12 protein-coding genes are annotated in these 12,946 nt (G+C 33.4%); all 12 read left to right on the forward strand.

Annotated features, from left to right (window positions below; translation table 11 throughout):
• The first annotated feature begins 20 nt into the window (after positions 1-20).
• Positions 21-692: a sugar transferase gene (locus CN925_RS02985; RefSeq protein ID WP_286138251.1), complete on the forward strand. Its 672-nt coding sequence runs from the start codon at positions 21-23 to the stop codon at positions 690-692.
• A gap of 120 nt (positions 693-812) precedes the next feature.
• Positions 813-1,280 carry a PssD/Cps14F family polysaccharide biosynthesis glycosyltransferase gene (gene pssD, locus CN925_RS02990; protein WP_218937213.1) on the forward strand — a complete coding sequence of 156 codons (468 nt, stop codon included), beginning with the start codon at positions 813-815 and terminating at the stop codon, positions 1,278-1,280.
• Positions 1,277-1,777, forward strand: coding sequence for a glycosyltransferase (locus tag CN925_RS02995; protein WP_098844684.1), 501 nt, complete (start codon positions 1,277-1,279; stop codon positions 1,775-1,777). The genes pssD and CN925_RS02995 overlap by 4 nt, the downstream gene beginning before the upstream one ends.
• On the forward strand, positions 1,777-2,643 hold the full coding sequence (locus tag CN925_RS03000; RefSeq protein WP_098844687.1) for an ATP-grasp fold amidoligase family protein: 867 nt from the start codon (positions 1,777-1,779) through the stop codon (positions 2,641-2,643). The genes CN925_RS02995 and CN925_RS03000 overlap by 1 nt, the downstream gene beginning before the upstream one ends.
• A 146-nt stretch (positions 2,644-2,789) precedes the next feature.
• A complete protein-coding gene (locus CN925_RS03005) occupies positions 2,790-3,872 on the forward strand; it encodes a glycosyltransferase (protein ID WP_098844689.1) in 1,083 nt (360 codons plus the stop codon).
• Between the two features lie 20 nt (positions 3,873-3,892).
• Positions 3,893-4,798 (forward strand): ATP-grasp fold amidoligase family protein, encoded by a 906-nt coding sequence (locus CN925_RS03010; RefSeq protein ID WP_098844692.1) that lies wholly within the window; start codon positions 3,893-3,895, stop codon positions 4,796-4,798.
• A 110-nt stretch (positions 4,799-4,908) separates the two neighbouring features.
• A complete protein-coding gene (locus CN925_RS03015; RefSeq protein WP_098844695.1) occupies positions 4,909-6,003 on the forward strand; it encodes a glycosyltransferase in 1,095 nt (364 codons plus the stop codon).
• A gap of 68 nt (positions 6,004-6,071) precedes the next feature.
• Entirely contained in the window at positions 6,072-7,049 is a 978-nt protein-coding gene (locus CN925_RS03020; protein ID WP_098844698.1) for an ATP-grasp fold amidoligase family protein, read from the forward strand.
• Positions 7,039-8,253: an O-antigen ligase family protein gene (locus tag CN925_RS03025; RefSeq protein WP_098844701.1), complete on the forward strand. Its 1,215-nt coding sequence runs from the start codon at positions 7,039-7,041 to the stop codon at positions 8,251-8,253. The genes CN925_RS03020 and CN925_RS03025 overlap by 11 nt, the downstream gene beginning before the upstream one ends.
• A gap of 252 nt (positions 8,254-8,505) precedes the next feature.
• On the forward strand, positions 8,506-9,969 hold the full coding sequence (locus CN925_RS03030; RefSeq protein WP_098844704.1) for a lipopolysaccharide biosynthesis protein: 1,464 nt from the start codon (positions 8,506-8,508) through the stop codon (positions 9,967-9,969).
• Positions 9,970-10,277: 308 nt separating this feature from the next.
• A complete protein-coding gene (locus CN925_RS03035) occupies positions 10,278-11,705 on the forward strand; it encodes a UDP-glucose dehydrogenase family protein (RefSeq protein ID WP_098844707.1) in 1,428 nt (475 codons plus the stop codon).
• Positions 11,689-12,726, forward strand: a complete 1,038-nt coding sequence (locus CN925_RS03040; RefSeq protein WP_098844709.1) for a GDP-mannose 4,6-dehydratase — start codon at positions 11,689-11,691, stop codon at positions 12,724-12,726. Before CN925_RS03035 ends, CN925_RS03040 begins: the two co-directional genes overlap by 17 nt.
• Positions 12,727-12,946: the final 220 nt, after the last annotated feature.

A 12,946-nucleotide genomic window follows, 5' to 3' on the forward strand; every position in this document is an offset into this window, starting at 1 on the left:
GGATGATCAGATTGAAAGCAATGAGATTGGAACAATCAGAATATGCTTCAGGGCCACTCTTATCGATAGAAACAGTTGAAAAAAGAAGGATCTATTTAATTACAAAGAGATTAATGGATTTAATCGGAGCAATCTTTGGTCTTCTATTATTATTACCTGTGTTTATTGTAGTAGCAATTTTTATTAAGGTAGAAGATCCAAAAGGTCCGGTTTTCTTTTATCAAACAAGAGTCGGTAAAAATGGAAAAGAATTCAAAATGTACAAGTTCCGTTCAATGGTAACGGATGCTGAAGAACGATTGAAGGAGCTTCTAAAATACAATGAAGTTTCTGGTGCAATGTTTAAAATGAAGGATGATCCGAGAATTACAAGGATTGGTAAATTTATTCGGAAAACATCGATTGATGAGTTGCCACAATTCATAAATGTTTTATTAGGTGATATGTCACTTGTTGGTCCAAGACCACCACTTCCTCGAGAAGTTGATGAATATACAGATTATGATAAACAGAGATTACTAGTGACGCCTGGTTGTACTGGACTATGGCAAGTTAGTGCCCGAAATAGTGTAGGCTTTGATGAAATGGTTCAATTAGACCTACAATATATCAGAGAAAGATCATTCTTATTTGATATAAAAATTATTTTTAAAACAGTCCTTGTATTATTTGGATCAAAGGATGCATTTTAGGCCACTGAAGTCGTAAGAGGGAACAATATACCCTAGTTTTTTTATTCTGAATATTAAATGGAAGAATTACCGTTGAACACCTATCGAAGGAAATAAAATGAATAAAAGGAGCATTAAAAATTGATAAAGAAGAGAAATCGCAAACCACGATTATGCTTGGTATCTTCTTCAGGAGGTCATTGGGAGCAACTTCAAAAACTGCAACCTCTTATTGAAAAGTACGATGGTTTTATGGTGACTGAGCAAACAGTGTTCGAAGCAAATGCTAAGTATTTAATGAAGCAAACTGATTTAAAGGATAAATGGATGCTACTTAAGATGTTATACAATACAGTATACTCACTCTTAATTTGGTTTAAGGAACGACCTGATTTTGTTGTAACAACTGGTACAATGGTTGCTTATCCATTTTATTTATTGGCTGTACTATTCAATAAGAAATTTATATTTATTGAAACCTTTGGTAGGGCAAATATGCCTACAGTAGCAGGAAAAAAGATGGAGAAACATACTGATTTATTTATTGTTCAGTGGGAGACTCAGAAAAAATTCTATAAGAAAGCTATATACGGTGGGTGTTTATATTGATTTTCATAACAGTAGGTTCAAGGAATTATCCCTTTGATAGACTCTTTATTAAATTAGACGAGTTATATGAGAGTAAGGTTCTTACTCAAAAAGTGTTTGCTCAAATCGGTGCATCCACATATAAGCCAAAACACTTTGAATATAAAGATTATATATCCCAAACCGAATTTCTTCAAAAGGTTCAAGAAGCTGAAATTGTGGTGAGCCATGGGGCTTCGGGCTCAATCATGAAGGCACTTAATGCTGGTAAGAAGGTAATCGCTGTTACCCGCCTTGAAAAGTATGGAGAGCATATTAACGATCATCAAATTCAGAACAATGAAGCGTTCGTGAGTAATAAATATGTCCTAATGGCTGATTTGGAGCTGACAGATTTAGGTGAATGCTTTCAAAAAATTTATGCTGGAACAGACGGACTGGTTCCTTGGGAAAATAAAGATCCAATGGCAATAATTAATCTCATAGATAACTTTATACAGGAAAATTGGAGGACATGATGGACAAAAAGAAATTATTAAAAAAAATAAAGTACTGTCTCCGTATACTCCCAGATTCATTGTATATTCAGATTTACTATTTTGCACAGTTCAAAAAGTTTTGTAATTTACACCAACCCCGAACATATAATGAAAAATTAAATTGGTTAAAAATACATGATCGAAATCCTGAATATATTAAGATGGTTGATAAATATGAGGTAAAAAAATATATTGCTCCAATTATAGGTAGTGAATATGTTGTTCCAACACTTGGGATTTGGGATACATTTGACGAAATTGATTTCGACAAGTTACCTAATCAGTTTGTTTTAAAGTGTACTCATGACTCAGAAGGTCTGGTTATTGTAAAAGATAAAAATAAATTGGATGTAATTGCCGCAAAGAAGAAAATTGAAGCAGCTCAGAAATGTAATTTCTACTATATTGGTCGAGAGTGGCCTTATAAACATCTAAAGCCAAGAATAATTGCAGAAAAGTATATGGAAGATCATGTTGATGGTGAATTACGTGACTATAAGTTTTTCTGCTTTGATGGGGTACCTAAAGCAATGTTTATCGCTTCAGACAGAGAAGTTGGAGAAACAAAATTTGATTATTTTGATTTAGATTTTAATCAGCTTGATATTATCCAAAATTATCCTAATTCCTCGAAAACACTTCGTAAACCTATAACATTTGAAAAAATGATTGAATTATCAAAGGTCTTGTCAAAAGATATTCCACATGTAAGAGTAGATTTTTATGAGGTTGATGGGAAGCTTTATTTTGGAGAATTAACTTTTTATCATTTTAGCGGATTTAAACCGTTTCAGCCTAACAAATGGGATAGAGCATTTGGTGATTGGTTAAAGTTACCAAAATAGATTTGGATGATTTAATATAAAGGATTGTATGGACGTTTTGAAAACTTGCTTTTGCAATTCATCTATTTATGAAAGTGTTATACAAAAAGCTTGATACAGCAGAAATGTTGTAACCTGCAAAAAAATGTAAGACGGAGAAATTAGATATGAAAATTATGATGGTCATTACAGGGATGCAATCTGGCGGGGCAGAACGAGTTATGGCAACGTTGTGCAACGAGCTTTCTAAAAGAAACCAGGTACGTTTGCTGGTAATGAAAGAAAAGAAAACAGATTATGAATTAAAAGATAATATTGAATTTGTTGCTGGTAATGTTACAAATCAGAGCCTTTTGAAATCCGTCCGATTTGTCCGCCAACAAATGGATGATTGGCAACCACAAGTAGTATTGTCGTTTATGACAAAATCGAACCTTATCACGCTTCTTGCCAAAAAAATGGCCAAGTGGAAGGCGCCGGTAATCATTGCAGAGCGTGCAAATCCTAACTACACTGGAAGTCTTCTGAAAGTACTCCGTAAATTTGTATATCCAAGTGCGGATGGCTGCGTATTCCAAACTAAGCAAGCTCAAAAGTATTATAATGATATTCTCAATTGTAACAGTATAGTATTACGAAATCCCTTGAACCCTAATTTTAAAGTTCAATTACACCAAGGGGTTAGAACAAAGAGAATTGTTTCTGTTGGGCGCCTATCTGTGGAAAAAAATCAAAGGTTGCTCATTGAATCATTTTCTAAGATAGCAGTTTCGTATCCGGAATATTCAGTTGAAATCTTTGGAGAAGGTCCATTAAGGAATGAATTGCAGAGCTTTATAAACAAGAAAAATCTGCAAAGTCAAGTTCGTTTAATGGGGAGAAAAGACAATATTCAGGAGTACATCTCTGATGCAGAGATTTTTGTACTTCCGTCAAATTCTGAGGGGATGCCTAATGCCTTATTGGAGGCTATGGCGTTGGGAATGGCATGTATAGCCACAGATTGTCCGATTGGAGGACCTGCAGTAATTATAGAAAATAAGAAAAATGGAATATTGGTGCCTATGAATGAGTCACAGATAATGGCTGATACACTGGAATTACTAATTGGTAATGATGGTCTATCCAGTAGGCTCAGAGCAGAAGCAAAAAAAGTTGTAGAGCATTATGACACAGAAAAAGTATGTGCAGAGTGGGAGACCTATATTAGGGGCGTAGTGAGTTCTATTGCCAAAAATGGTCGAAGTTAAAGAGAGTTAAGGGGATTGACATGAATATTATTGATAAATTTAAAAAGGATCCGAGCTTGTTCATGATTATGTCTCTTGGTCGAGTGTTGCCAGATACAGTAGGATGTGATGCATTTTATCTGAAGCTTCTATATAAAAACAGAATGAAGAAAAAGTTAGAGCTAACAAATCCACAGACATACAATGAAAAATTACAATGGCTGAAACTCTATAATCGACGCCCGGAGTACACAATGATGGTTGATAAATTTCGAGTAAAGGAATATGTTGCTTCTGTTATTGGAGAGGACTATATAATTCCAACTTTGGGTATTTGGGAACGTTTCGATGATATTGATTTTGATAAATTGCCGAATCAATTTGTATTGAAATGTACACATGATAGCGGCGGCCTAGTTATATGTAAAGATAAAACTAAATTGGACAAAGCCAAGGCGAAGAAGCAAATCGAAAGATGCTTAAAAAGAAAATACTTTCTCAACACTAGAGAATGGCCTTATAAGGACGTTTTGCCGCGTATTATAGCAGAAAAATATATGGATGACGAATCTGGAAATGGATTGAATGACTATAAGTTTTTTGCATTTGATGGTATTGTCAAAGCTATGTATATTGCTACTGATAGAGGGGCGGATACTGAAACCTGCTTTGATTACTTTGATAGAGATTTTGTACATCTTCCATTTCGTAATGGATATTCCAATTCACAAAAAAAGCTCGTTAAACCGGAAAACTATGAAAAAATGATTGAACTTGCTGAAAGATTGAGTAGAGATATGCCCCATGCAAGAATTGATTTTTATAATATAAACGGTAAAGTCTATTTTGGGGAGATTACATTCTACCATTGGAGTGGAATGAAGCCTTTTGAACCTCAAGAGTGGGATTATAAGTTTGGTGATTGGATAAATCTGCCGAAGAGATAAACGAAGGAATTAATTATATAAAGACGATTGATTATTATAGTCATACAACCAGCCTCCCTAAGTTAAAATTCCAATTTATTTACTCAATGCTGTGTAAAGAGGAGATTTAAATGAATTACAAAAATAAAAAAATAATATTTGTTACAGGCTCTCTAGCTGATGGCGGGGCAGAGCGTGTAATGTCAATTTTGGCAACAATGTGTGCAGAAGCGGGTGCAGATGTCACTCTAGTAGTTATGCGTGAAAAAAAGTATATATATCATGTATCAGATAAAGTAAATTGTATTCAGATTAAAACTGGTAGTAAAAAATTTAAAACAATTTCAAGGATTAAACAGTTGCGTTCAATATTGAAAAAAAGTGATGACTCGACGGTTATACCCTTTCTGCCATTGATTACGTTATATACTATGATTGCGAATATGGGGATCAATAAACGAGTTATAACTTCTGAACGATCCGATCCCCGTATTAGTTTCTGGGCTAAAAATTTAAGCTGGAAAGATCGAGTTGGAATCCTCATTATGCGTAAGATGGGACTTTATAATTTGGCTGAATTGATGGTATTTCAAACGCCAGATGCACAATCATATTACAATAAAAATCGTCAAAAGAGGAGTTGTATTATTCCAAATCCTTTAGATACAGATAAATTACCTAAAAGATATGAAGGAGAACGTGAAAAACGAATTGTGGCAGCTGGTAGGTTTTCTGAAGAAAAGAATTTTTCACTATTAATTGAAGCCTTTTCGATTTTCCATAAGAAACATCCGGAATATAATATGACAATCTATGGCGAGGGAGCACTGCGAAACCAATTAGAAAGAGAAATAAAGAAATATGACTTAATGAGCATTATTAAGTTACCTGGATTTGCATCAAATTTGCCTGAAGAAATCAACAAAGCTGCAATGTATGTTTCTACTTCTAATCATGAAGGAATATCCAACTCTATGCTTGAAGCTTTGGGCATGGGAATACCATCGATTGTAACAGACTGTCCTGTTGGAGGTGCAAGGATGTTTGTTAAGACCGATGAAAATGGCATTTTAATTCCAATGAATGACTGTGATGCATTAGTAGAAGCTATGAGTAAAATTGCAGAGGATAGAGCGTATGCAGAAAAAATTTCGGCTAATGCTACAAAAATCAGAGAAGAAATATCAGCAAAAAATATTTGCAAAATGTGGTTAGAACTAGTTTGATACCAGATAGAATAATTGAGTAGTATTTATCAAAGTAACTAAAATAATAATTTTTTGGAGGTGACTAGATGAAAGTATTGAAAAAAATTAAAGATCCCAAAAAGATAGCGTTGTATATCAAGTGGAAACTAGATAAAGCTGGTTTTTTTAATTTTTGGAATGATGAGACTTATTTGAAGTTTGTATATAGATTACGGATGGGTAAAAGGTTAAATTTAGCCAATCCTCAATCGTTTAATGAAAAAATGCAGTGGCTAAAATTGTATGATAGAAATCCACGGTATTCGTTAATGGTTGACAAATACGCTGTCAAAACTTATGTAGAAGAAATGGTAGGTCCAGAATACATTATACCAACGATAGGAGTTTACGATAAGTTTGAAGATATTGACTTCAGTCAGTTACCTAATCGATTTGTAATTAAATGTACCCATAACTCTGGAGGAGTAGTTGTAGTTAATGACAAAAAAGATATTGACATTAAAAAAATTGAAAAAGATTTTAAAAGGATGTTGAAGAGAAATTTTTTCTATGCAGGCCGAGAATGGCCCTATAAAAATGTTCCCCCAAGAATTATCATTGAGGAGAATTTGCAAGATGAAAATGAAAAGATACAGATTAATGATTATAAGTTGATGTGTTTTAACGGGGAATTAAAGTGTTCCTTTGTATGCTCTAATAGAAATTCAAAGCAGGGGTTATGTGTTAACTTTTACGATGAAGATTGGTTGCCAATGCCGTTTGAAAGACATTATCCTAGAAATTCAGTTGAAATTGAAAAACCGAGTCAATATGAAAAAATGGTACAATTGGCAAAAATTCTATCCAAAGATATTCCTTTCGTCAGGGTCGATTTTTATCAAAAGGGAGAGCAGGTATATTTTGGTGAATTGACCTTTTATCCAGGAAGTGGTGCAGAAGAATTTACCCCCGAAATTTGGGATTACAAATTAGGACAGTGGATAAATCTATCAACAGTATCACAGGCGCATTTAGTTGAGGAAGATAGGAATCATTCTAAAATAGGGGAGTTTTATGAAGATTAGTAGAAAAAAACTATGCTTGGGAATATTTGAGATAGCGTTTGTTTTCTTACTTTTCCAACAAAATATATTTCCGAGTGAATTGACATTTATTTCGTTATTATTAACAGTCATAGCAGGAATATTTTTGATTATGTTAGATGGGAAGTTTTATTTAAACCCATTTCTTATATCCTATGGTCTATTTTTCCTGTTTGCACTAATCTTATCCTTAATTGGCTGGGGTACAGGGAATGTTGAGGATCGATTGATGCTTTTGCTAATGAAGTACGTATCCTCCATATTTATTTATAATTATCTTATGCGTCTCGAAAAACCTGAAAAATTCATGAGGTTATATGTGGCTATTAGTATAATTTCTTTGGTTATAATATTCCTTTTAGTTGGTGATAATGCAGTAGCATCCAGGTTGGGGCATAACGGTTCTGGTAGTATAGTTAGTTATCAAATAGCAGGGGTTCCTATATACAAAAGTTCTAATGGAACTGCTACCTTTTGCGCTATAGCAACATTATTCTTACTATATTATTCTGTGCGATTTAAAAAGTGGTATTGTTATATTTTTATTGTCTTCTTAACAATTGGAATGTTACTTTCTGGATCAAGAAAAGGATTGTTGATTTATATACTATATATAATATACACGTATTTTTTTATGAGAAAGGGTATTACGTTAAAAAAAATAGTTTTGTTCCTTGTTGTTCCAATAGCAGGATATATACTTCTTTCTAAAGTCCCTATTATTTATGATGCAGTAGGGATTAGGCTTGAGTCTATGATAATGAACATATTTTCACAATCCAATTCATTAGATGGTAACTCTTATCTTATGCGGCAGCAACTAAAAAATGTAGCATATGAATGGATAGGAAGTAAGCCGTTTTTGGGATATGGTTTTAATACTTTCCAAACCGCGACGGGTTATGGTGCTGAAAATAACTTGTTACAAATTATGGTGGAATTTGGACTTATAGGAGCATTAATTTATTATAGTTTCTTATTCTCATTATTTAGAGTAATTTTAAGAATAAAAAATAAATCTGTTTTAGCAGGATTATTTTCTGTCCTAATTTTGTCAATCTTATTACAAGATTATGGAAGTGTAACATATTCGTGGCAACATATGACTATCTGGTATTCAGTATTCTGGGCAGTAGCTAATCATCACATGGAGAGGAAAAAGTTCATTAAACTTTATAATAAATAGGAAGTACGGGTTGGAAAATTGGGTGCCTGGGCTATGAGAATGAGCCTATGATATATATATAAAGCTACGAGCTATGTCCTTTATAAGTGGATCTGTCGAGTTAATACCTGACTTATTCAGTATATGGCCATAGGTCTTTTTCATTGCAAAGAACAACGAAATTGAACATTTGAAGTATTTTTAATAGTGAAATCGAATTATCTTAACTTTAGAAAAATAAATTAGTTCTGTTTTTATTAAGGGGTAAGTATTTTGAATGAGAAAAACCTTCAGAGTAAAGTTTTCCATGCAACAAAATGGTCATCAATAACAGAGATTACAGCAAAGTTATTTAGTCCAGTAACAAATATGATTTTGGCTAGGATTCTAGCACCAGAAGCTTTTGGCGTAGTTACAACAGTAACTATGATAATAAGCTTTGCCGATATGTTAACTGATTCTGGTTTTCAAAAGTATATAGTCCAGAATAAATTTAAAAATGAAGATGAGAAGAATAAATATGCTAATGTGGCTTTTTGGACAAACATGGGGATTTCAATCCTTTTGTGGGGAATTATTTTTATATTCCGTCAACCAATTGCAAATTTGGTTGGAAATCCTGGATTAGGTAATGTCCTTGCAATTGCATGTTTACAATTACCGTTAACCTCGTTTTCAAGTATTCAAATGGCATTGTACCGAAGAAGCTTTGATTTTAAGACATTATTTTGGGTTAGATTAATTTCTATTTTTATACCATTCATTGTTACAATTCCATTAGCCTTATTTGGGTTTGGATATTGGGCATTAATTATTGGAACATTAATCATTCAAGTTTCAAATGCTCTTATTTTAACAATCAATTCAAGTTGGAAACCTACTTTTTTTTACAGCTTTAAAAGATTAAAAAAAATGCTCTCATTCAGTGTGTGGTCATTAATTGAAGCAATTTCAATATGGTTAACAATCTGGGTTGATTCATTTATTATAGGAACAGTTTTAAACCAGTATTATTTAGGATTGTATAAAACATCAACTTCTTTAGTTAATACATTAATGGCACTGATAACTTCTTCAATAGTGCCGGTATTATTTTCTGGATTATCACGTTTGCAAGATAATGACACAAAGTTTAATCAACTATTTTTTAAGTTTCAAAGAATAGTGTCTATAATTGTATTTCCTTTAGGGATTGGTATGTTCCTTTATAGTGATATAGCGACTAAAATTTTGTTAGGAAGTCAATGGTCAGAAGCTAGTAATGTGATAGGAATATGGGCTTTAACCAGCTCAATGCAAATTGTCTTTGCTCATTTTTGTAGTGAAGTATATCGTGCTAAAGGTAGGCCAAAATTATCCTTTCTAGCACAAATACTCCACCTAATAGTTTTAGTTCCTACCTGTATCATTAGTTCTAAATACGGATTTTGGGCATTGGTATATTCACGATCATTGATAAGACTTGAAGGCATCTTAGTTCACTTTATTGTTATGAAATATTTAATTAGGTTTCCAATCTATAAAACATTTAAAAATGTTTTACCGACTATTATATCTGCAGTATCTATGGGGATAATCGGATATGCATTTCAGCAAATAAATGAGGGCTTCATATGGAGTTTTATATCAATTTTTCTATGCATAGTATTCTATTTTGGAATACTATTTTTATTTCCAAGTTTACGAAATGAGACATTAAAAATATCCAAGATGGTAATTTCAAAAAAAAATAAATAATAGCTAAAAAAAATATTAGATAAGGCATTTACCAAATTAGAGTAAATAATCTATAAAGCTCTAGAGCAACTTCGACTTTAAAAATTATAGTATTTGTTACCATCCTAGATATGTAGAGAACGGTAGTAATTGTTTTGTAAAATACATTGGTGATTACCATAAGTTACTTTATGTTCTGATTAGTTAAGTTATTTGATTTTATGTTTATGGATAGAGCGGAAGATAATTTTTAAATAATACTCTTTTGAATGATTAGATTTTTTTAATAAAAGAAACTGAGTTAATTTATGAGAAAAGGAAGCGAGATAATGTACAAGATAGCAGTTGCAGGTACAGGTTATGTCGGATTAGTGGCAGGTGTATGTTTTGCTGAAGTAGGCCACCAAGTAACCTGTGTGGACATCGACGAGAATAAAGTAAATATGATGAAACAAGGAATTTCTCCTATATTTGAGGAAGGACTTGAAGAATTAATGCAAAAGAATTACGCAGCGGGTAGATTAAATTACACGACAGATTATGCACAAGCTTATAAGGAAGCAGACGCTATTTTTATTGGTGTTGGTACACCAGAACTACCTGATGGTTCTGCTAATCTTTCATATATTGCAACAGTTGCTAGACAGATTGCTGAGTCAATTGAAAAGGATTGTTTGGTAGTTGTGAAGTCAACTGTTCCTGTTGGTACAAATGATAAGGTGGAGCAGTTTATCTATGACTTCCTTCCACATGACGGGGAAAAATATATTGGAAACTCCTCTAATAATGGCGAAAAAGAAATTAGAGTAGAAGTCGCATCAAATCCGGAGTTTTTAGCACAGGGTACAGCGGTTAAAGATACTTTACATGCTGCAAGAATTATAATAGGTACAGAAAGTAAATGGGCACAAGAATTGTTAATGAATATTTATGAGCCATTTAATATCCCAATTGTGTCTGTAAGTAGGCGTTCAGCTGAGATGATTAAATATGCTTCGAACGATTTTCTTGCTCTTAAAATTTCTTACATGAACGACATTTCTAATCTATGTGAGCTAGTCGGTGCTGATATTGAAGATGTAGCAGTTGGAATGAGCTTTGATGATCGGATTGGCAGTAAATTTTTAAATGCTGGTATTGGTTACGGTGGCAGCTGTTTCCCTAAAGATACGAAGGCATTGAAGTATATTGCAGAGCAACACGGGTATGAACTTAAAACAGTCAGCGCTGCAATTGATGTAAATACTGAACAAAAAACCCTACTTTATAAGAAAGCAAGTAAGAGATTAATAACATTTAGTGGTTTAAAAGTTGCAGTTTTTGGTTTAACATTCAAGCCTGGTACAGATGACTTGCGAGAGGCACCATCTCTAGACAATGTTCCTTTATTATTGGAACAAGGGGCAGATATTTATGCTTATGATCCGGTCGGAGCAGATAACTTTAAACGTGTTTATCCAGAAGGAAAGAATGGCAGAGGTAGTATAACATATGTTAAAAATCCTCAAGATGCGTTAAAAGATGCAAATGTTTGCTTCATCTTTACAGAGTGGGGCGAAATTAAGGCTATTAAACCAGAAGAATATAAAAATTTAATGAGAACTCCATTAGTTTATGATGGTCGAAATATTTATGGAGTTAGTTATATGAAAGAGGCTGGGGTAGAATACTACTCTGTTGGAAGACAAAATGGGACAAGCAGGCTTGCCATTGTAAAAAATACAAAGGAGAAGAATCTAAGTGAAACAACAGTTTAATTCTATAGACAAAAGCAAGACATACCTAATTACGGGTGCAGTAGGTTTTATCGGTTTCTATTTATCTAAGAAACTTCTTGAACAAGGGGCGCGAGTAATTGGTATTGATAATATAAATGACTATTATGATGTTAACCTTAAGTTTGCTCGTCTCGAGAAACTTAAACCTTTTGCTAACTTTACATTTATTAAAGGTGACATTTCAGATAAAACAATGATTGAGTCTGTTTTTGAGGAGTACAAGCCAAATGTTGTTGTTAACCTTGCTGCCCAGGCTGGGGTGCGTTATTCCATCGAGAACCCAGATGTATACATCCAAAGTAATATTATTGGCTTTTATAACATCCTTGAAGCATGTCGCTATTACCCGGTAGATCATCTTATTTATGCATCATCTAGCTCAGTCTATGGAGCAAACAAGAAGGTTCCTTTTGAGGAAACAGATATGGTAGATAACCCAGTTTCCCTTTATGCAGCAACTAAGAAATCAAATGAATTGATGGCACATACTTATAGCCATCTTTATAAGATCCCAGCAACAGGACTTCGTTTCTTTACAGTTTATGGACCAATGGGTCGTCCGGATATGGCCTATTTTGGATTTACCAATAAGTATTTTGCTGGAGAACCGATTAAAATCTTTAATAATGGTGATTTTGAGAATGATTTGTATCGTGATTTTACTTATGTAGATGATATCGTAGAAGGAATTGAACGATTACTTAACAATCCTTCTGTAGGTGAGGAAGACGTGCCTCATCGAGTATTTAACATTGGTAACAACAGTCCCGAGAAGTTGATGGTGTTTATTGAAACCCTCGAAAAGTGCTTAAGCAATGCATTGGAAAGGGAAGTAAAGTTTGAAAAGGTATTTGAGCCGATTAAGCCAGGGGATGTACCTGCGACTTATGCTTCAACTGAAGCACTAGATCAAGCTGTTGGATTTAAGCCAATGACATCTATTGAAAATGGATTACAGCAATTCGCGGATTGGTATATCGAGTATTATAAAAAGAACTAAATTTGACCTAAACCAACAAGTTAAGTAAGAAATCTCCATTTTTTGAAAGGGTCATATCTTTTCCTTGAGACCAAAAATAACCATACCTGTTACTTCTTGGTTGAATTCTAGAGTTGTAGGATTTCGGAATAGTAAAGGAAAAATACTAGGGAAATATTAGAACTCTATGCCATTATAGATGAATGGCATCAATTCTTTATGTAGGAAAAGTAGAATTTTT

Source organism: Bacillus sp. AFS055030, from assembly GCF_002574545.1.
Lineage (GTDB): Bacteria > Bacillota > Bacilli > Bacillales > Bacillaceae_G > Gottfriedia.